At 33.1% G+C, this 21,322-nt stretch carries 16 protein-coding genes; 11 read left to right on the top strand and 5 right to left on the bottom strand.

All coding sequences use genetic code 11. The annotated features are described in order from the left end of the window. Nucleotides 1–567: 567 nt before the first annotated feature. From RM51_RS08910 to RM51_RS08900, 3 genes are all read right to left on the bottom strand, one after another. The gene (locus RM51_RS08910; RefSeq protein ID WP_039367709.1) at nt 568–1,113 is read right to left on the bottom strand and encodes a hypothetical protein; all 546 of its coding nucleotides are present in this window, start codon (nt 1,111–1,113) and stop codon (nt 568–570) included. A 204-nt stretch (nt 1,114–1,317) separates the two neighbouring features. Continuing rightward, on the bottom strand, nt 1,318–1,860 hold the full coding sequence (locus RM51_RS08905) for a hypothetical protein (RefSeq protein WP_039367704.1): 543 nt from the start codon (nt 1,858–1,860) through the stop codon (nt 1,318–1,320). Between the two features lie 415 nt (nt 1,861–2,275). Beyond that, nucleotides 2,276–4,594 carry an outer membrane beta-barrel family protein gene (locus RM51_RS08900; RefSeq protein WP_039367702.1) on the bottom strand — a complete coding sequence of 773 codons (2,319 nt, stop codon included), beginning with the start codon at nt 4,592–4,594 and terminating at the stop codon, nt 2,276–2,278. 194 nt (nt 4,595–4,788) lie between these two features. On the opposite strand from RM51_RS08900, the gene RM51_RS08895 reads away from it, so the two are divergent. The 4 genes from RM51_RS08895 (at nt 4,789) to RM51_RS08880 (ending at nt 10,857) form a co-directional block, all read left to right on the top strand. Beyond that, nucleotides 4,789–6,489 carry a helix-turn-helix domain-containing protein gene (locus RM51_RS08895; protein ID WP_039367698.1) on the top strand — a complete coding sequence of 567 codons (1,701 nt, stop codon included), beginning with the start codon at nt 4,789–4,791 and terminating at the stop codon, nt 6,487–6,489. A 123-nt stretch (nt 6,490–6,612) separates the two neighbouring features. Continuing rightward, on the top strand, nt 6,613–7,749 hold the full coding sequence (locus RM51_RS08890; RefSeq protein ID WP_039367697.1) for a helix-turn-helix domain-containing protein: 1,137 nt from the start codon (nt 6,613–6,615) through the stop codon (nt 7,747–7,749). Nucleotides 7,750–7,851: 102 nt separating this feature from the next. Then, a complete protein-coding gene (locus RM51_RS08885) occupies nt 7,852–9,273 on the top strand; it encodes a serine hydrolase (RefSeq protein WP_039367693.1) in 1,422 nt (473 codons plus the stop codon). A gap of 72 nt (nt 9,274–9,345) precedes the next feature. Beyond that, nucleotides 9,346–10,857: a serine hydrolase domain-containing protein gene (locus RM51_RS08880; RefSeq protein ID WP_052248444.1), complete on the top strand. Its 1,512-nt coding sequence runs from the start codon at nt 9,346–9,348 to the stop codon at nt 10,855–10,857. Between the two features lie 273 nt (nt 10,858–11,130). Here the strand turns inward: RM51_RS08880 and RM51_RS08875 are convergent, their stop codons facing one another. Continuing rightward, nucleotides 11,131–12,381, bottom strand: coding sequence for a hypothetical protein (locus tag RM51_RS08875; RefSeq protein ID WP_052248443.1), 1,251 nt, complete (start codon nt 12,379–12,381; stop codon nt 11,131–11,133). A 263-nt stretch (nt 12,382–12,644) separates the two neighbouring features. Between RM51_RS08875 and RM51_RS08870 the strand changes: the two genes are divergently transcribed. From RM51_RS08870 to RM51_RS08840, 7 genes are all read left to right on the top strand, one after another. Continuing rightward, a complete protein-coding gene (locus RM51_RS08870) occupies nt 12,645–13,304 on the top strand; it encodes a 3-keto-disaccharide hydrolase (protein WP_039367690.1) in 660 nt (219 codons plus the stop codon). A 211-nt stretch (nt 13,305–13,515) separates the two neighbouring features. Then, nucleotides 13,516–15,915 carry a hypothetical protein gene (locus RM51_RS08865; RefSeq protein ID WP_039367686.1) on the top strand — a complete coding sequence of 800 codons (2,400 nt, stop codon included), beginning with the start codon at nt 13,516–13,518 and terminating at the stop codon, nt 15,913–15,915. Nucleotides 15,916–16,110: 195 nt separating this feature from the next. Further along, nucleotides 16,111–17,136, top strand: a complete 1,026-nt coding sequence (locus tag RM51_RS08860; protein ID WP_039367685.1) for an NAD(P)-dependent alcohol dehydrogenase — start codon at nt 16,111–16,113, stop codon at nt 17,134–17,136. A gap of 186 nt (nt 17,137–17,322) precedes the next feature. Then, the gene (locus tag RM51_RS08855) at nt 17,323–18,315 is read left to right on the top strand and encodes an SDR family NAD(P)-dependent oxidoreductase (RefSeq protein WP_039367682.1); all 993 of its coding nucleotides are present in this window, start codon (nt 17,323–17,325) and stop codon (nt 18,313–18,315) included. A 172-nt stretch (nt 18,316–18,487) separates the two neighbouring features. Continuing rightward, entirely contained in the window at nt 18,488–19,297 is an 810-nt protein-coding gene (locus RM51_RS08850; RefSeq protein ID WP_039367679.1) for a helix-turn-helix domain-containing protein, read from the top strand. A 207-nt stretch (nt 19,298–19,504) separates the two neighbouring features. Next, nucleotides 19,505–20,059 (top strand): hypothetical protein, encoded by a 555-nt coding sequence (locus tag RM51_RS08845; protein WP_039367676.1) that lies wholly within the window; start codon nt 19,505–19,507, stop codon nt 20,057–20,059. 74 nt (nt 20,060–20,133) lie between these two features. After that, a complete protein-coding gene (locus RM51_RS08840) occupies nt 20,134–20,829 on the top strand; it encodes an ABC transporter ATP-binding protein (protein ID WP_039367674.1) in 696 nt (231 codons plus the stop codon). A 32-nt stretch (nt 20,830–20,861) separates the two neighbouring features. On the opposite strand, the gene RM51_RS08835 is transcribed toward RM51_RS08840, so the two are convergent. After that, a complete protein-coding gene (locus RM51_RS08835) occupies nt 20,862–21,296 on the bottom strand; it encodes a hypothetical protein (protein WP_039367673.1) in 435 nt (144 codons plus the stop codon). Nucleotides 21,297–21,322 lie beyond the last annotated feature (26 nt).

Raw genomic sequence — 21,322 nt, 5'->3', positions numbered from 1 at the left:
AATGGTTTGGCACCGTTACACTTTTTGAAGAATTATAGGCTGTTGTATTCACATACTTAAAATCTACAGCACCTCCCGAAGCAACATTTCCTACATCTATTAAAATGAAAACATAGATTCTACCTTACAGCTGATAGATACTTATTCCCGGATTTTGAATTTTCTCCATATCGATATCATACATACAAAATCAAAGGCCTCCTATAGGAAGCCTTTGAAACACCAAATCACAAAATATTAATATGAAAAATTTTTACTTAAATAAATTTTACTAACAAATAAAATTAATTTTTTGATACTATTTAATCCCAGTAGATATGTTTTATATATTATTATCTACTTACTTGAATAGATTCTGAACGTAGTAATGATAATGAGCTGATAAAAGTTATACTTGTACGGTTTCCATTTTCATCTACTTTCAAAACAATTGATTTACAGCAGGGTGATGCTTTAAAATAGTTCTCATAACGTGTTCCACATTTGAAACATTCTGTCACTATACTTTTATTTTTTTCCATAATATATCTGATTTAAAAAATGAATAGTTTTATTAAAGCTCAGCAATTATAAAGCTGTCGCAGTATAAGTTACTGTTTGCGTATAAGTTCCGGCTGGTTTACCTAAAATATCAGAAGATGAGGATTTAGCTGCTGGAATCGTGTAGTCCAAATTCAGTGTTAATGCACTTCCAAGAGGAGCATTAGATACTAAGGTTTGATCAGTCGCAGATAAAACTACAGCGCTTTTTGTTCCTCCCATTGTTCCGGCAGCTGTAGCCGCTTTTATCGTCAAGACATTTACAGGGATTAAGTTCGTTCCATTCATAAAGTTAGCACCTCCTGCTTTTACTTTAACATTAAAGTTTTTCGTTGAAGTAACTTTTAAAGAGTTGGCTTTAGTAATTGTTTGATCCGAATTATAGTCTGCCGCAGTAGCATAGTTGAAATCAACTGTATTACCAATTGCTGTACTTCCTGCATCGATAGAGATCACATCATTCAAGGTAATGTTTACCGTTGTAGTTGCTGTAGTGTTCTGAGCCTGAACATTGCTAGTTCCTAATATGATTGCTCCGAAAGTTAAAGCTGTGATTAAGATTTGTTTTGTCATGATATTATTATTTTTTAATTTTTATTCTTATTTAATTGTCCTCTTTTGACATTACAAATCTACAGCGGTGAAAAAAGTTTCTTTGTAGTTGAAAATGGAAGTTCATGTAGTAAAATAACTACAAGGTTGATTTATCTGGCTGAAAAAGAAAAGCCCTCAACACTTGAAAGTATTGAGGGCTTTTCTATTGGAAAAAATATTTATTTATAATGCAGTGGCAGTATAAGTTACTTTTTGTGTGTAAGTTCCTTGTGGTTTTCCGAGGAGTACATTGGATGCTTTTTCCGCTGAAATAGAATAGGCAATATTTAAAGACTGTTTGGTACCTAAACTTGCATTACTTACCAATACCTGATCATTTGTAGATAAGGTAACCTCATTCAGGGTTCCCGTCACACTTCCGCCTGGTACTGCTTTCACCTTTAATATATCTACTGGAATTACGTTTGCACCACTTACAAAGTGCGCACCTTCAGACTTTACTTTTACATCAAAATTTTTAGAGGAAATAATGACCAAACTGTTTGGAACAGTCACATTTTTTGCCGAATTATAATCTTTTGTAGTTCCATAATTAAAATCTACAGTACCTTCTGAAGCAACAGTACCAATGTCCATTGCAATAACATCCGATAAAATAATATTTACTGATGTACTCACCTGTCCCGAATTTTGTGCCAGAACCCGGTCCGTTCCAAAAGCGATGGCTCCCAGAGACAGCGCAGCGGTAAAGATTTGTTTTTTCATAATTTGGATAAATTTGAAGAGCTGTAAAATAATATTGTCATTTAAAATGATCTATACTAACAAACATAATCAAGATCAAATCTAAGAACATTATCTGACCTGACCAAAACCTTTGTCCACGAAATCATGGAATTAGCATATTTATCGTAAGAATAATTAATCAAGTTATACAGTAGCATGATGTTTAAGGAAATTGTTGAACGATCCGATAACTGATGTCATTATTCATGGCTGAGCCACACTATCTTTTTAATTTCTAAAATTCATTCTAAATTCAACGTGAATATTTTAAATTCTTAGAGCTCGATTGCCAGAAACTTTAATTATAAAAAAATACTTCATAAAAATGAACGTTGCAATTCTTGTTTAATTTGACTTACACGTACCAAATCATAGATAAAAGTGTTTAAAATATCTATAAACGGTTAGCGTTTTCATTGACTTCTTTTTCTTTGTAATTGGATTTACTGATTTTACCAAGGTTGTATTTTACAGTTAAAGATATGGTAGGTGTATTACCATAAAAAGTACCTGTAGATGATATTTTTTTATAAGTCAATTTTTGAATATAATCCATTTGTTTAAATATATCGTTATACCTTACAGTAAAATCAAACTGACCTAAATTAGCATTTACTCCCATATTTACCAGACACATTGAATTATACTCAAAAATACCTTCAGTACGGTTGCTTATATAAGAAGCATCCAGCAAAATACTGAGATATTTTCTTAAACTATAGCTATTATTGGTTGAAAAATAGAGATAAGGTGTACTTTTCCTAGATATAGCCATAGCATCTTCAATCTTATCATAATTAAGGCTTAGGTTATTCTGTGATTTCAGTTTTTTAAGTATCAATTCATAGTCTACACCCAGATTCCCTCCGATTTCTTTATCAAAATTAACAATCTTAAATGTTGATATATTCTTAGCTTCATCAAAAACCAAAGTATAGCCCATCGGATTTTTACTTTCATAAAAAGAAGCCGTAACTGACCATTTTTTCAGTTTGGCACTCAGGGTAAATGTATTTGTGTATGATGGCAATAACAATGGGTTTCCTCTATATTCTATGTAAGGACTTCCATACAAACCTCCCGATGCCAGATCACCATAATTGGGTCTTGAGATGCTTTTCCGATAATCTAAGCTGTAGTTAAAATGCTCATTTGGTTCAAAACTGAGCTGAAAAGATGGGAACCAATCTGTATAGTTGCGTGTAATATTATCTGCTTCAGTTTCTTTATTTTCACCTTTTGCAATGGTATTTTCCATTCTTACTCCTGTTTTCAGAGCAAACTTTTCCATATTGAAATCCAAATTCGCATAAGTTGCCGCATTAGATTCTCTGAAAAAGTATTCCAAACGTTCCGGCTCTTTAGTACTCCCAAACTGAGTGGTATTATCCGTAAATGTTTCTGCGCTGTTAAAGCTTCCTCCCAATTCAGCTTTAAAAAGATCTGAGAATTTTTTCTCTATATCTATTCGACCAGAATAAACGTTTCCGGAATAAAGCTGATCTCGGGACTGACTGAATTCGTAACCCGAAAAATCTTTATTATCATAGAAATTGTAGTTCACATGATCTGTTTCTCTTTTATATTGGAAGCCTGTGAAAATATTGGCATTTAATTTTGGCAGATTTTTATTAAAATTAAATATTGCATTTACTGTTGTACGATTTCTATCTTGTATGTTTAAAGTTTGTACATTCGTATTTATGGTACTTTCAGAATAATTGGTCACAGTGGTATTATTACCTTTATCCGGTCGCATATTGCTATTGATAGCCAAAGAAATATAATCACCTTCCTTACCTAATTCCTGATAGAAGTTTGCTCCAAAAATCAATTGTGGACGCTTTGTTATTGATTTTATAATATAATCTGAAGCTATTGCTTTTGTATCAATCTCATAATCAAAACCATTGCTTTCCCAGTGATTGATCTGATTGTAAGAAGCGTTTAATTTCCACTCCGTTTTATTTTTCTTTGCCTGATAATTTCCGGAGAAGTAATTACTGTACTTTTTTTGGAAAACCCCTGTTTCGGTCAGTATCAATTTTTGACCATCCTTTTTACTTTTTTTTAGATTGATTTTTATAACAGCTTTTCCTTCAGCTTCATATTTAATAGACGGATTTCGTATTAGTTCTATTGACTTTATATCATCAACCGACAGAGTGTTTATGACAGAAAAATCAACTCTCTGATTATCGATGTACAATAAAGGCACCCCTTTGCCAACAAAAGAGAGATTTTCACCATTTGGATCTATCCTTACAAAAGGGAGTCGGGATAACAAATCTGTAGGATTTGCCACTTTGCTTAAAGCAGAATTGGCAATGTCAATATTTAAATTTCCATTTTCTGTTTTTACACTATTCCTGTTTTTAACGATCTTCAATTCTTCCAGTTCTGTTATGTGAGAATTGAAAATTATTTTAATCCTATAGTCTGCATTTAAAGTAAACGAAGGTTCATTCTGTAATTGTGAATGATTAACAACCTGGATATGATAAGAAGTATTGGCATCAATATTTTTGAATTCAAATGTGCCGTCTTGCGAAACTATGGACTTGATGATTTGATTCTGATCACCCAATAAATTAACTTCCGACAATTCCAACCTCTGATTTCTCTGATCCAGAATCTCACCTGAAATGCTGAAATAGCTCTGAGCCGAAAGACTAATTGAAAACAGACAGAGAAGCGCAATAATGCTTTTCATATTAATTTTGAATTTTTGCCAAATATAGCTCTGGATAAAAAATTTCTAAAACATTTTACGTCCTAAATGATGAATTAAGACCATACCAAAGTCCTAATTTATCAATGTGTTAGAATAAATACCGAACTCATCGCGCTGAGCCACTGAGCTTCATTGAAAAAATAGTCTATTTTTGTATACATTAACTTCTAACAATGAAATTATTCAACAGATTTTTAGTATTGTTTTCTTTTCTCGTGCTTGGCTTGGTTTGGGAAAAAGCTGTTCCGGAACAAGATTATAACTCTTTGAGACAACAATATTTTTCTCTATCGGAAAATGACCGTACAGCTTTCGATAAGGGGCTGGATATTTTCATCACAAAAGCCACCAAAGAAAAAAATTACGAAAAATTAGCTCAGGGTTACGATGATGCAAGCTTTTTCATCACCGATAAAAACCAAAAACTAAGTTATGCCAATAAAGCAATAAAGGCCGCATTATTATCCAAAAACGAAGATACTATCGGCAGTGCTTATCTCAAGAAAGGTGTAGTTTATTATTATCATTTCAGGCAATTTAAAAAAGCTCTTAACGAATATCTTTTTGCTTATAAATATCTGGAAAAATCAAAAAACAGAGCATTAACCTATCAAAATCTCTATCATATCGCAGAGATGAAAGCCCATTTGGGATACAACGAAGAGGCTTTACATTTATTTAAAAAATGTATGGCTTTCTTTGCTGATCATGATGCCAATGCAAAGTCTCCTTCTATAGATTATTTAAACAGTCTGCATCAAACAATTGTATGTCTTCAAAAACTGAATCACTTTAAAGAGGCAGATATTTACATTAATAAAGCTCTTCATCTTATAAAAAACGATTCAAGCATTCAATTACAAAAAAGTTATTTTTATAAATCCAAAGCCATATCCGAATTACAGAAAGGCAATTACAAAGCCGCACAAAACTATTTCGATAAAGCGCTCCCTGAATTGATATTAAATGATGATTTCATTAATATTTCTATCATTCATTTTTACCAAGGTCTTCTTTTTGAAAAAATCGATCAAAAACATCTGGCTTTAGATTCCTTTAAGAAAGTAGATTCTATTTTCAACAGACATCAATTTGTTGTTCCCGAAGTCCGCCCCGCTTTCGAATATCTTCTGGAAAATCAGCAGAATAACATCAACGTAAAAGAAGAATTATATTATACAAGACAGCTCTTAAAAGTTGATGAAAATTTAAATGGAAATTTCCAGTACCTTTCCGGCAAAATCCACAAAGAATATGATAAACATACTTTGGAAGTACAACAGGAATTATTGATAAAAAAAGAGGCAAGAACATTTTACATCCTTCTTTTTACCGCAGTTTTGTTGACATTATCAATCATATTCAGTATTTATAAATTGCTGGAGCACCGCAAATCCAAACGTGAATATTTTACATTAAAAAATCAGTTGCAACAGGTGGAAAATGAGCTTAATTCTATTAAAGATTCAGCCTCTGAAATAACTGAAAAACCTAAACTTCAAGTCCCTGATGAAATTACTCAACAAATTTTATTGAGATTGGAAACATTTGAAAAAGAGAAAGGTTTTCTACAAAAAGGTCTTACACAACAGAAGTTAGCGACTCAGTTACAGACCAATGTCAATTATCTTTCACAGATCATCAACGAACACAAGGGTACAAATTTTAATAAATACCTTGGTACTTTGAGAATCGGTTATATCACAGAACAGCTGCACAAAAATAAGGTCTTTCTCAAATATAGCGTTGAAACCTTGGCACAAGAATGTGGTATCGCATCCAGGCAGAATTTTTCAGATCTCTTTTTTGACATCAATGGCGTACGGCCGACAGACTTTATCCGTAATCTTAAACGGAACCACCAGATTTCTTAGAGTATGTTCTAAGTAATTCCTAGTGAAAATAATGCAATATTCATCAAACCCGCTTAACCAAATCAAAAATATTATTGATTTTATAATTCTTTAGATCGTAGATTTGTATCTCTATTAAAAAAAATGGACAAGTTCAATTTTCTGCATCTCGTTTCCGCGATTGGGATTTTCATGGTATTTTTGCTTGCCCTGTTTTTGATGACTGTAAAAACTAAGCACAGACTTTCAAATTGGCTGATTGCTTTTTTTCTTTTTACAAATGCCGTAGATGCCATCAAATTTCTTACGCGAGATCTCCCGGTAAATCATATCAACCTTGAGGCATTTCGCTGGAGTATTGTCTATCTGGTTCCGGCATCATTTTATCTTTATGTGTTGTCTGTTTGCTACACAAACTTTCGGCTAAAACCAAAACATGCATTGCACATAATTCCGTTTGTTGCTTACAATTTGTATTTAATGTGGGGGATTTACTTTGTAGACATACCCTCGAAAATACATTTTATAAACGGCATCTATAAAATGCCTATCACACAATTTTTTTATTTTCTATTCGAATTTCTATTTCAGGTATATTTTATTGCTTCATTTCTTGTAATCAGAAAATCCAAAACGGTCTATCTTGAGAATTATACAAACCCCAATATTTCTACCCTCAACGCACTTTACAAAATAACTATTCTATATTATTTATTACATTTTATAGTCCTAATAAGATGGCTGGTTACTTTTATCTTTGGTCCGGGCGAGATTCGAGCCTGGATTGTAACGCTTGATGGGTTCGCATTTTTATTTTGCACATGTTGGTATTTGTTGACTGCATTAAACAATCCAGACTTTTTTCGAGGAGTACATTCCAATCTAAAACCCATTACAGAAGTTATTCCGAAACAAAAAAAGAATCCATTAATCAATGAAGAAAAAAATAAGGAAATCGAATTCTTAAAAGACTTTATGATAGAAAAAGAACCTTATTTGGATTCATCATTAACCATTCAGGATTTAGCTGAGCAGGTAAAAATGCCCGTTAAAGATCTTTCTACTTTAATTAACTTGTATATGGATAAACACTTTTTTGATTTCGTAAACGAATATAGAATTGAAAAAGCAATGCAAATTCTTGCAGATCCTTCCCAAAAAGAACTCACTGTTTTGGAAATTTTATATCAAGTTGGTTTTAATTCCAAATCTTCGTTTAATACTTCTTTCAAAAAATATACAGGAAAAACACCAACTGATTACAGAAAAGAGGCTTTGTAAAATCAAAGTATTTTCAAAAAATGAGTTCGATTTTTTTTAATCGGTCGCGTCCTAAGCTTTTCTGAGGCATATTTGCATCAAATTATAAAATCAGAATCCAATATGAGAAATTTCCTATTTGTACTTTTTGCGCTTTTATCAATTTCTGCTTTTAGCCAATCTAAAGTTGAATTAAAACAAAAAATAACTCCCCAAAACATAAAAACAGATCATACCAATCAAATTGATTCCTTAATGGCAAAATCTTATGAAAGAGGTTTATTCAATGGAAATGTCCTTGTTGCCAAAAACAACAAAATTATCTATCAAAAATCATTTGGTTTTACTGATGAAACGAAGCAAACAGCTTTAAATAAAAAATCAATCTTTAACATTGGTTCTATTGCAAAAGAATTTAATGCAGTTTCCATCATGATTTTGGTTGAACGTGGTCTTCTAAGTCTTGATGACCCGATTTCCAAATTTAATTTGGGATTACCAAAATGGGCAGAAAAAGTAACGATTAGACATTTGATTAATTATGCGAGTGGTATTCCCAAAATAGAGTCAGGCTTAAGTTCGGTAACTGATGATGATGCTTGGAAAATTTTGAGAAGTAATAATACTTTACTTTTTGAACCTGGAACTGGTTACAAATATGATAATGGCAATGTATTTTTACAAAGAAGAATCATTGAAAAGGTAACCGGAATATCATTTGAGGAATTTGTCATTAAAAATATCATCAAGCCTTTGAAAATGACCAATTCGGTATTTGACCCAAAACCGGGTTATAAAAACCGAACGTCTTGTTATGATATGGACAATGTCCGATGTCCGGAAATGAACTTTATTAGCGGCTGGCTTTGGGTAGATATCAATGATCTCTATAAATGGATTGATGCGATGAATCATAACCGATTAATATCCAAAAAATCCTTTCAAACCTTATTGAATAATCCCTATGCAAAAGACGAAGGCGGATCACTTGGCAGATACTTTGAAAAAGATGAATTGCAAAGACACAATGGAGTTTCTTATAAATTTGAATCCATTTTTTTAAACGATTTTAAAAATAATATGACGATAATTCTAGTGTCAAACAATCTAAATAAAGTTTGGGATTTAGGACATATTATTCACAATTTAATATTAGGAAAAGAGTACGAAATTCCTAAAAAATCTATTTATCAAACGATAAGAAAAGAATCTCTCAACGATGTAAATAAAAGTATTGAAACGTATTATTTACTCAAAAAAAATTCTGAAAAAGAATATAGCTTTGAAAACCCAAGTGAACTTAATAAATTAGGATATGAATTATTAAGACTTGGAAAAATGAATGAATCAATAATAGTATTTAAATTAGCTACAAAAGAGTTTTCTAAAGATGCTAATGTATTTGACAGTCTAGGAGAAGCATATTATACAAATAAGCAATATGATTTAGCAATAGAGAGTTATAAAAAAGCAATCAGTCTTGGCGGAACCAACGGTAATGCAGAAAAAATGATAGAAAAAATCGAGAAAGAAAGGGGCAAGTAAACCAGTCCCAAAATGTAACAACATCCATTTCTTAATTGTCTTATTAAATACAAAATCAATTAATATTTCTAAATGAAAAAACTAAATCTCATCTTACTGCTGTCTTTATCCCTGAATGTTTTTGCACAAAATGTAAATGATAAAATAAAATCATTTGAAGACAATCTACTTGGCTGGGATACATCGAAAACCAAAAAATGGACTTTAAAAGAAAGAATGGCTTTCTATAATATGAATGCGGTAAGCATTGCGGTCATCAAAGATTATAAGGTAGAATGGTCAAAAGCTTACGGTTATGCAGATGTTGCTGAAAACAGAAAGGCAACTCCGCAGACATTGTTTCAAGCGGCTTCGATCAGCAAGTCGATCAATAGTCTTGGTATTTTAAAATTGGTTGAACAAAGAAAATTAACTTTAGATGATGACATCAATAACTATCTTAAAACCTGGAAATTTCCATACGACTCTGTTTCTAAAGGTAAAAAAATCTCCATAGCGAATCTTTTAAGCCATAAAGCAGGTCTGTCTGTTCATGGTTTCGGAGGCTATCAAAAAGGAAAAGATTTACCAACCATAATACAAATTCTTAATGGGCAGAATCCTGCCAATTCTCCTGCAGTTCGTTCTGTGTTTGAACCCAATCTTAAATTCCAGTATTCAGGCGGTGGAACAACCATTTCACAATTAATTCTTGAAAATACTACAGGAGAAAACTACCAAGATTATATGTGGAAAAATGTTTTGATACTATTAGGAATGAATGAAAGTTCCTACAATCAGCCCCCTTCTCAGGATAAAGCAAAACTACTCGCAACAGCTTATAACAATGGAAAAGAAGTAAAAGGTAAATATCATATTTATCCTGAAAAAGCTGCAGCCGGTTTATGGACTAATCCAAATGATTTGGCAAAATATATCATCGAAACCCAGTTATCATTAGTAGGGAAATCGAATAAAGTTCTATCCAAAGAAATGTCTGTAAAGAGAATTGAAAATAATTACGGTGTATTTCTGAACGATTTTAAAGGCACAAAATATTTCGGACACAGTGGTGGAAATGAAGGTTTCGTATGTTATTATATTGGAAGTCTTGAAGATGGAAATGGTTTGGCAGTGATGACCAACGGTAATAATTTTAAATTAATAGATGAAATCCTTTTAAGTATTGCCAGCTTGAATCAATGGAAGAATTATCCTATCGAGCCACAAAAAGAATCTATCGGTTTAACCATCAGAAAAGAATGTTTAAAAAATGTTGACAAAGGAATTGCGCTGTACAAAGAACTGAAAAAGAATAATCCAAAAGGCTATAACTTCAACAATGAAAATGAACTGAACGAGCTTGGCTACGAATTTTTAAGAGATAGTCAACTAGATGCAGCACTTAAGATTTTCACTTTAAATGTCAATGAGTTTCCGAATTCAGGGAATGTTTACGACAGCCGTGGTGAAGTTTATTTTAATAAAAAAGAATATGCATTATCAAAAAGCGATTATCAGAAATCTTTGGAACTTGATCCTACCAATCACAATGCGAAGGAAATGATTCTGAAAATCAATAAAATTCTCTCGACTAAAAATTAAAGTAATTATATACAATTTTACATTAATCCTGCTATCTTATTATTATAACTCTGTCATTCTGACGAAGGAAGAATCTCATGATATCTTAGATTCTTCCTTCGTCAGAAGGACAATAGTGTAAAATTGTATATAGTCATCAAAATTAATTTAAACTTTTAATATTACAAGACAAAGAAAGCTAAGTAAAAAAAGGAAACAGCTTCAGAAGATATTATTAAAAAAATAGGCGATCTCAAAAAGACTGCCTATTTTAATTTTCACTGAGTATTTCTACTATTCATATTTAGAAAAATCAACCGCAAAAATACATCGATTGACCTGGCTTCCATTCTGTGCACCAGCATTAGGTTCATATTCCGTTAAGCTCCACAGATAATTATATTGAGATTCATAGTAAAGAGATTCTGCTCCATATGGCCATCGGTAACGTACAGTATCATCAGCTCCATCGGTATAACGGGCTAATCTTGCATTCGAACCATAAGAATTGCTTGGAGATCCTGTACACGAAAGCCATGTTCTGTTTCCTTTTCTGAACACCCCTTGTATTCCATGAGCGTGACTATCTGTGAAAAGACTATTCTTTGGAGTTACAGCAACAATCCCTGTATTTTGAAGCATTCCATTTGCATCAATAGGGAAACCAAATACTTGAGGAACAATGCTTGCATCCGCACTTCCTGCATAATATTGTCCTGTCCAGAGCTGAGTTCCTTCTTCATTGACCTGTATCGTGGAGAAAGGATCTGCATCATTGATCTTTTGATATCCTATTTGAGGCAATATATATCTATAATTAAAGGCGTATAAATTACCGCTTGTGTCTTTACCACATTTATCATTGGTTGTATCACCCGTACTTACTTCAATTATTTTATTCAAATCGAATACACGAACCCCTAAATTCGTGCTGCTGAGATATATTTTACCATTAAAATAGGCAATTCCACCGGCATGTACATTCAGTGGAGCGTAAAAGCCATATTGTGAATAGGTTGTTACATTTGCCGGAACATCAGGCTGTACCAACAGAATATGACGATAGGTAAGATAAGTACTTGAACTTGGGCTAATATCAATCAGAGTAATTCGGGAACCTTTAAATTCAGCATCATCTTTTGCATACCAACTTACCAACAGATAGCGAACGCCATCTTTAGTAAAACCTGCAATCCCTTGTGGTCTCCAGATCGATGTAGTTTCATCATCGGTATTCCAACGAATTCCTCTTACTCTGTTTTCTTCAGGAATATTGAATCCATAAACTTCGGTGTAAGCACTTCCGCCTATTGCCTGACGGTTTTTGTCGAGTTGAGATGGGTTTAGAAAACTAAAACCAGAATTGATGTAGCTACTTGTATCAACATAAGCATTTACACTGATTTCCGAAGCCAATTTATTGGCGTTAAGTTTTGGTGAAAGCTCTTCTTCCTTTGTAACAGAAGAAATTTCCTCATTTTGGCACCCGATGCACGTGACTGCAAGCATAAGCATCCATCCAATGAATTTTTGTCTTTGACTCATGATTAATTAATGTTTTTTAATAGTTTTTAAATTGATTTCGAAACTATCTGATTCTCTTTTCATTTGGATCACGTCAGCATTAATTATGTATTAAATTTATGATTCCAATACCTCTTAAGGTTTATTGCAAACCGGTTTAAAGTTTTATTACTGTACGCAAGTTCACATTTAGTTTAAATCCTATCTCCTTTTTCCTTTAAATACGAAATCTAATAATTACTTTTACTGCGTCTTTATAATACACTTCTTTTAAAGTTTCGTTTATGTCTAAAAAAATTATTCTTGTTTTTGCCTTTCTTTTTATTTTAAATTCATGCGGTGTTCAGCAAAAAATCAGCTCTGAAAGTGATTGGTATGCCTATACAAAAACGAATTCCGAAAAACAGGAACCTTCAAAAGTATACGAGTTTTCTGATAAAATGATCAGAATGCATGGCGAAAATATTGGGTATCTGATGACTAAAAAAAGCTATACGAATTTTGAACTTTCTCTTGAATACAGATGGAATATGGATGAGAAATATAACAAAGGAAAAGGCAAGAAGAACAGTGGAGTTATGTATAATATCCCGACAGATTCACCCGATAAAATCTGGCCAAAGGGAATTCAGTTTCAAATCAAAGAAAATACGACCGGAGATTTTATTTTTCTGGATCAGGTTACGGCAAAGGTAAATGGAAAGCTTGTTGAGCCGGGAGCAAGTGTTACTTCTCCTAAATTTTTAGAAAATGAAAAACCTTATGGGGAATGGAATTCGATCACAATCAAATCCATTAATGGAAAAATCACCCAATTTTTGAATGAAAAACTCGTGAACGAATGCGTGGAAGCATCTTCTGTAGAAGGTAGGATTTCATTAAATTATGAAGGTTCTGCTATTGATTTTAGGAATATTCGTTTACAACAAATCATGACAAAGTAGAACAACGTTTCTCAAGAGCTTAAATACATAGTGTCAATAATAAATTTTATTTCTCTCAAATCAATTTTTGATCATATTACTTTAGATACAACTTTTAAATAAGTAGTACCTCTCACATTTAGTTAAAATCTCCTTAATTTTTGAAATTAAAAGATTTAGAAGCTTTTTATTGAGTAATTTAGCGTTGGATTAAAAATGCGTTAAGATTTCTATGAAAAATATTTTCTTTTTATTGCTTATTTCAACAGTACAACCGGTATTTTCACAAACCAAACTAGAAAAAGCAATAACAAATCTTGAGAATAATTACGAACAAGAAAAAGTATACCTCCTTACCGACAAAACTCAATATGCAGCGGGTGATCAAATCTGGTTCAAAAGTTTTGTTTTTGACGGTTACAATCGTTCTGAACTGTCTACTACCCTATTTGTCGAATTGTATGATGCTGATAAAAAATTAATAGACTGGAAAACGATACTTCTTACCAATGGTGAAGGCTGCGGAGATTTTAAACTGAAAGAGAATCTTCCAGAACAAATTTATTTTGTAAGAGCCTACACTCCTTACATGACCAATTTTAGTGAAGATTTTCAGATTGTTAAAGCTATTCCGATTTACAATCCAAACTCAACGGAGTCATTAGAAATCTCTAAAAGTTCTGATTGGTCTGCAAAAGCTTTTCCTGAAGGAGGAACTTTCATTAATGGAATTCCAACGAAATTTGCGGTAAGATTATCAAGCAATACGTCTTTACCTGAAAACTGGAGTGGGAAAATAATAGACTCGCAAAATCCAAATGTTTCTATAACTACCTTTAAATCTTTTGATAAAAATGTTGCATCTTTTACCATAACTCCGGCGTTAGGTAAAAAATACCAGGCGATCATTCAGGATAATGCAGGAAAAAAGCAGACAATAGATTTACCGGAAGTGGCAAACAGCGGTCTTAGTTTAGAAGTTTCCAGTTCTAAAGATGGGATTAAATACAGTTTAAAAGGTGTTAACTTAAAACAACAACTCCAAAATTATAAAATTGTAGGAACCATAAGCAATCATCTAGCTTACAGAGCCAATATCAATCAGTTAACTAATGAAGCTTCAAGCCTTATTCCTACAAAAATCAGCAATGGAGCCAACGCTGTTTTACAATTAGCTATTTTTGATGACCAAGATAATTTAGTTGCACAAAGACTTTGCTTTATAAAGCCCAACAATTTAAAAATTGAGAAAGCAGATATTATTGCTCAAAGTTTAAAAACAACCCCACGATCTTTCAATAGTATTGATCTTTCTCCAGAATCTTATTTTAAAAATTATACGGTTTTGGTAAGTGAAGATGATGGCAACAACAATGCTGAAGAAGAAAATTTACTTAGTGGACTTTGGTTAACAGGAGATTTTACTACAAAAATAGATGCACCGGCACAATATTTTTCTAAAAATACCAATAGTGAAGCTTTAGATGCTTTACTTATTTCTGAAAAATGGAAAAGATTTGACTGGAATTCTGTCCTTAGCGGATCTGTACCTGCCATTAAAAATAATTCGCCAAAATTTCTTTCTTACAGGATAAAACCCATTAAAGATAACGCAATAGTTAGAGATGCTGCTGTAACTTTAGCCTTAAAGTTAGGTAACAATCCACCTGAGATTAATCTGTTTAAAACGGATCAAAATGGCTATGTGTATTTAGATAATCTTAACTTTAATGAACCTTTGAGTGTTTCGTTATTTGTAAATGCAGAAAAGGGAAAGGAATCAAATACTGATAATCTATTTGTTACAGCAGAACCTTTGATAAATCCTACAGAGTTTAAAGGCAATTTCCCCGGTACAAAATACAAATTGGTGAAAGCTACAGAGAACAGGAAACTATCTCCTTCCATTTCCAGAGCCATCAACACTCAGAAAAACACTAAAAAAACAGAGAACGTTGATGTACAAATTGAAGAGGTAAAATTAGTAGGAAAGAAAAAGGATCCGAAAGAAGAATTGGACAAACAGCTTTCCACCGGAATGTTTAGTTCGATCAATTCTACCATCTTTGACTTCGTCAATGAAGACCAGCACGTTTCAGGATCGAATAATATTTTTGACTGGCTACAGGGAAGAGCGGCCGGATTAACATTTCAAAGAGATAATTCAGGAGTGAACGTTCCTTACATCCGCAACAGCCAAGCTAAAGTTTACTTAGATGAAGTACAAAGCGATGCTAGTATGATTGCAAGTCTTCCGGTAACCAACATTGCCATGGTAAAAATTATCAAAGGAGCTGGATTAATTGGTGATGCCGTATTAATTTACACCATGAAAGGGAATATGAAATCTAAAAGTAATGAAAAAGCAGCCCCAAGTAATAATTTAGCGATCATAAAAGGATATGATAAACCTTCGGAATTCCCTATTGAAATGATTGATAATGATTCTCCTGTGAAAATCGAAAATGATAGCAGGGAAACCCTTTATTGGAATCCGAATCTATTTGACAGTGATTATGTTCCTCCAAGAATTAAATTCTTTAATAATGATAGCGCAAAACAATACAAAGTACTTATCATAAGTTTTGACGAAGATGATAATTTACTTTATGAGCAGGAAATCTTAAAATAATTTTTCTAAGAAAAAATTAGAAAACAATATTATCTTACTTCATTACAGACATCAAGTTTTTTCTTGATGTCTTTTTTATTCTATTCATTATCTTACAAAAAACAACAAATTAATTTAGAATTAATCCTTATCTCACACCTCTTTTTCATTGAATATTTCGTATTTTAGTAAGCATAAATCACAAAAATTAAGCTTATGAAAGCAGTACGTTTTTTTGGACATAAAGATGTCCGTGTAGTAACCGATATGGAAAAACCTACCCCAAAAGGAGATGAAGTTTTATTGAAAATCGGAGGAGCCGGTGTTTGTCACTCCGATCTTCATATCATTGATGAAGGAACGGTAGGCGGTTCTGTATTTACATTAGGACATGAAAATGCAGGTTGGATAGAAGAGATGGGCAGCGATGTTCAGGGATATAAGAAAGGCGATGCTGTTTTGGTTTACGGACCTTGGGGATGCGGACACTGCAAACCTTGCCAACAGTCTAAAGAAAACTATTGCGATCACCAATCTGAAATGGCTTACGGAGGAGGTTTAGGACTTGACGGAGGTATGGCTGAATATATGCTTGTTCCTTCTTCGCGCCTTTTGGTTCCTATTCATGATTTAGATCCTGTAATTGCCGCTCCGCTCACCGATGCTGCACTTACCCCTTATTCTGCCATTAAAAGATCAATCAGCAAATTAACCCCTGATGAATATGTCGTAGTTATTGGTGTTGGAGGTTTAGGACATGTCGCGTTACAGATTCTAAGAGAAATTAGTTCCAGTACGATCATTGCATGTGATGTAACAGAAGAGAAACTCGCTTTTGCAAAAGAACTAGGTGCTTCACATACAATCAATTCTAAAGACGAAAATGCTGCGGAACAGATTCAAAAAATCACAGGAATTAAAAAAGCTAAAGTAGTGATTGACTTTGTAGGAGCTACTTCCACAATTGAACTTGGGACTAAAATCGTAAGCTTAGATGGTGATCTTACGATTGTTGGATTAGGCGGCGGACATTATCAATACAGTATGTCGGGGCTTCCGTTTGGGGTAAGTATGACCAATCCGTATTGGGGATCAAGAGTGGAATTGATGGAGGTGGTAGGATTAGCCCGTCAGAAAAAGATTCATATCGAAATTGAAAAATATAAATTAGATCAGGCCAATGAAGTTTATGATCGAATGAGAAACGGAAAAATAAAAGGAAGAGCCGTACTTATTCCATAAGATCATAACTCATAAAAAAATAAAAAGCCGGAGGTAAATATTTACTTCCGGCTTTTTTATTTCTTCTCATCTCTTTATAAAAATCAATCGGCCTTTTAAACAAAGTTAATTAAGCCTTTTGAACAAAGTGAAACACTTGAATCCACTCTAATTTTGTCCTATAAATAACACGTAAATTTATTTAAAATGGAAAACAATAATTATCAGGGAGCAAAACAATTCCCAATCGGTTCAGGCTTTAATTCAAAATCAACAGCAAGCGAAGTCATTGAAAATATTGATCTTACCGGGAAAATAGCCATCGTCACTGGTGGAAACACAGGAATAGGATTAGAAACGACACGAGTATTAGCAGCAGCCGGAGCTACAGTAATTGTACCCGCTCGAGATGTAGAAAAAGCAAAGAAAAATATGGAAGGCATTACCAATGTAGAAATTGCCTCAATGGATTTACTATCTCCTGCATCTATTGATGAATTCGCAAAACATTTTATCGCTTCAGAAAGACCTTTACACCTATTGATCAACAACGCGGGTATCATGTGGGTACCATTACGCAGAGATGAACGTGGCATAGAATCACAACTTGCTACCAATTATTTAGCCCCCTTTCAACTCACCTCCAAATTGTGGACTGCATTAAAAAAGGCCAATGGAGCACGAGTAGTTAATGTTTCTTCCCATGGACATCATTTTGCCCCCTTCAACTTTGATGACCCCAATTTTATGAATAGAGAATACGAAACTTTACAGGGGTATGGACAATCTAAAACCGCTTTAAATCTTTTTTCAATGGAACTGGATGTGCGTGGACAATCTTCAAATATCAGAAGTTATGCTGTTCATCCAGGTTCTATTGGCGGAACAGAGCTTGGCAGAGAAGCTCCGCTAGAATTATTTCAAAAAATGGGTTTTGTGGATGAACAAGGCAATATGTTACCAGAAGTTGCGGCATCATTAAAGACCATTCCTCAGGGAGCATCTACAACAGTATGGTGTGCAACGAGCCCTTTATTAGACCATATTGGAGGAGTATATTGTGAAGATGGGGACATTGCTGAACTCTCATCGGATATAGCCTCTCAAAAAGGAGTTAATCCTTACTCCTTAGACAAAACCAATGCAAAAAAACTCTGGAAATTAACGGAAGAAATGACGGGTATTCAATTCAATCCATAAACTCATACAATATGAATAATGGAGTTCTAGCAAAACTAATTCATGCATTAAGAAGAAAGGCAAACTGAGATTTCGCCTTTCTTACTTTCAAAAGATGATCCTTTAAACAAAGTCAATTCATGTTATTTCTTATCTTTACTTTATTGATTTCCTTTATAAAAAAGCAAAAATCATGGAATACCAAGCACGATACATCACCGAAGATATAAAGCTTTCCAGCTATGAGGACAAGTTTTTCAAGTCAGACATCATGTTTGATCAGCATATGTTGGTATGGTTTCTTTCCGGTGAAACTAAGATCGTGCAGGCAGATGCTACGTATTTCTTCGGAAAAGGCGATATTTTTTTGATCCCGAGAAATCAATTGGCAACAATTATCAACTATCCTAAAGATGGTGAACCGCACAAAACCGTAGTCATGCATTTATCATTGGAAACACTGAAGAAGTTCTATGCCAACAAAAATATCAATCCGCAACCACAAAAATCGCAGAAGATTTTTAGTTTTAATAATCACCCATTGTTAGAAAGCTGTTTAGCATCACTCATCCCCTATTTTGAGATGAAAGATCTCCCTGAAGACATTGCCTCGATTAAAATTACAGAAGCCATAAGCATCCTCAGAACATTAGATCAAGAGATCGATCATGTACTCGCTAATTTTGAAGAACCCGGGAAAATTAATCTGGTTGACTACATGGAAAAAAATTTTATGTTTAATCTTCCCCTCGAAAAGTTTGGTTATCTTACAGGCAGAAGTCTTACCACATTCAAACGCGATTTTAAAAAGGCCTTCACTATGACTCCACAACGGTGGCTAACTCATAAACGGCTGGAGCTTGCCTATTATCAGCTTACGGAAAATAAGAAAAAACCTCTGGAAGTCTGTTATGAAGTAGGATTTGAGAATCTTTCCCATTTTTCTTTTGCCTTCAAGAAACAATTTGGATTGGCTCCCAGTCAACTCAGTAGCATTTCCTAAAGTTTAAAAATTAATTTAATTACAGATTTTGAGAAATTAAAGCATTTAAAATCAACTACAAATCTTTGTATCGTCGTCGTATACGATTATTTAAAATAGAAGTATCAAAAAAAGTACTATTTTTGTGAGAAATTGTAAATGTTGTTTAATAACATATTTATTATTAAATTAGACATACCAATTTATGAAATATTAAAATTCACTCAAATGAAAAAAATAATTCTACTCCTTACTTGTACGTTCGGTATTTCGGTTTTCTCACAAATCAAAGTACTAAAGAACGAGACTTTAGTAGAGATTGGAAAAGATAATTCTGTAGGTTTATTCAAAAAAGACGATAAATTCACTATTAATTATCAGGATCTCAATACCAGTAACCTCAATACGTTCAGGTCATTTTCTTTTTTAGATGTAAATGGAGATGTACAGGGCTTATATAAATTAATCACAGATGGTTTTATAGACCAGCCTTCGGGGAATATCACATTGGAATTGCCTAATGACATTATTGAGCTACATTATGAAAAAAACTACGGGCAACCTACCGTTCAGTTTATTCAGTACATCAATAAGAATAGAAAATACGTAGGAAAATCGCAGTTTTTAAATAAAAAACAGATCGATAAAATTTTCGGAGTCGGAACTGCAAAAACAGCTTTATATAAGCCGACTGCACATGCGAATTTAACTCCTGTCAATCCAATGCCTGCTCCGGACACACCAAAGGCATCCTCTACGAAAGGCAAGAAATCAAAAAAATAATCAATAATACTCAACTCATTCTATCCGGATGAGTTTTTTATTTTTATTTTTGTAAAAAAGATTCCCATCAGATTATGTCTCTTCAAATAACTAATTTAACGAAAAAGTTTGCAGAACAAACTGCACTTAACAATATTAATATTTCAATTGATAAAAACGAAATCATTGGTCTTCTAGGTCCCAACGGAGCCGGAAAATCTACACTTATGAAATCTATTGTTGGTGCACTTACAATAGATGAGGGCGAAATTATTTTCAACGGAAAAAACATCACAGAACAGGAAATTGAAAGTAAGAAAAAAATAGGTTTCCTTCCTGAAAACAATCCGTTGTATCTGGAGATGTATGTAAAAGAATATTTACAATTTGTTGCCAACATTCACAAAATTCCTTCTTCAAGAGTCGATGAGGTGATCGAGCTGGTAGGAATCACTCCTGAAAAATCTAAAAAAATAGGACAACTTTCCAAAGGATATAAACAAAGAGTAGGTCTTGCACAAGCCATCATTCACCAACCTGATTTATTGATTCTGGATGAACCAACCAATGGTCTTGATCCCAACCAAATCATTGAGATCAGAAATGTGGTAAAGGAAATTGGTCAACAAAAAACAGTTTTGCTTTCTACACACATCATGCAAGAAGTAGAAGCACTTTGCTCCCGTGTAATCCTTATCCACAAAGGAAACATTCTCCAGGATTGCCCTATTGATGAATTTAAAGGCAAATTTGAAAGTTTAGAAGAAGCTTTTGCAAGTTATACCGCATAAAATGAAAATGCCCGAAAATTTCGGGCATTTTTTTATTCTTTCATTATATATCCAATTGGGGCTGTAAGCTTTAAAAATTCATATTTTTTATAATGAATCCAAAATTTATTTCTATTTCTAAGATCTTGATTCAAGTAAACAGTATCTTTTCGAGGCAAAAGCACAACATGTATATCAGAACCTATTACTCTTATTTTCTCACTTGCAAAATGTATGTTTACTAATTCTTTTTTTGAAAAATTTGAACTCTTCTGAATCATTGTTGCCGTTTTAATATTTTTCACCAGTTCATTTTTAACTAAATGATTACGAACATTCATCATTAAAAAAAGTAAAATGAGACTCATAACCATACCCAAGAAAGCTTTAGATTCTTTTTTAATAATTTTACAATAAATTCCAACAATAGAGAAAATAATAAAACTAACAGTTAGAATCGCTATAATAAACAGAACTACATAAATCATTTTAATATTACTAAAAATTTAACCAT

It is taken from the genome of Chryseobacterium taiwanense (assembly GCF_000813825.1).
Taxonomy (GTDB): Bacteria; Bacteroidota; Bacteroidia; order Flavobacteriales; family Weeksellaceae; genus Chryseobacterium; species Chryseobacterium taiwanense.
This window is presented reverse-complemented; position numbering and strand designations above follow the sequence as displayed.

Coding starts and splice junctions, on each gene's coding strand:
- RM51_RS08905 (WP_039367704.1), bottom strand. CDS start 1,860: ATGAAAAAACAAATCTTTACCGCTGCGCTGTCTCTGGGAGCCATCGCT.
- RM51_RS08855 (WP_039367682.1), top strand. CDS start 17,323: ATGGAAAACAATAATTATCAGGGAGCAAAACAATTCCCAATCGGTTCA.
- RM51_RS08865 (WP_039367686.1), top strand. CDS start 13,516: ATGAAAAATATTTTCTTTTTATTGCTTATTTCAACAGTACAACCGGTA.
- RM51_RS08890 (WP_039367697.1), top strand. CDS start 6,613: ATGGACAAGTTCAATTTTCTGCATCTCGTTTCCGCGATTGGGATTTTC.
- RM51_RS08880 (WP_052248444.1), top strand. CDS start 9,346: ATGAAAAAACTAAATCTCATCTTACTGCTGTCTTTATCCCTGAATGTT.
- RM51_RS08840 (WP_039367674.1), top strand. CDS start 20,134: ATGTCTCTTCAAATAACTAATTTAACGAAAAAGTTTGCAGAACAAACT.
- RM51_RS08900 (WP_039367702.1), bottom strand. CDS start 4,594: ATGAAAAGCATTATTGCGCTTCTCTGTCTGTTTTCAATTAGTCTTTCG.
- RM51_RS08845 (WP_039367676.1), top strand. CDS start 19,505: ATGAAAAAAATAATTCTACTCCTTACTTGTACGTTCGGTATTTCGGTT.
- RM51_RS08850 (WP_039367679.1), top strand. CDS start 18,488: ATGGAATACCAAGCACGATACATCACCGAAGATATAAAGCTTTCCAGC.
- RM51_RS08895 (WP_039367698.1), top strand. CDS start 4,789: ATGAAATTATTCAACAGATTTTTAGTATTGTTTTCTTTTCTCGTGCTT.
- RM51_RS08835 (WP_039367673.1), bottom strand. CDS start 21,296: ATGATTTATGTAGTTCTGTTTATTATAGCGATTCTAACTGTTAGTTTT.
- RM51_RS08885 (WP_039367693.1), top strand. CDS start 7,852: ATGAGAAATTTCCTATTTGTACTTTTTGCGCTTTTATCAATTTCTGCT.
- RM51_RS08875 (WP_052248443.1), bottom strand. CDS start 12,381: ATGAGTCAAAGACAAAAATTCATTGGATGGATGCTTATGCTTGCAGTC.
- RM51_RS08910 (WP_039367709.1), bottom strand. CDS start 1,113: ATGACAAAACAAATCTTAATCACAGCTTTAACTTTCGGAGCAATCATA.
- RM51_RS08870 (WP_039367690.1), top strand. CDS start 12,645: ATGTCTAAAAAAATTATTCTTGTTTTTGCCTTTCTTTTTATTTTAAAT.
- RM51_RS08860 (WP_039367685.1), top strand. CDS start 16,111: ATGAAAGCAGTACGTTTTTTTGGACATAAAGATGTCCGTGTAGTAACC.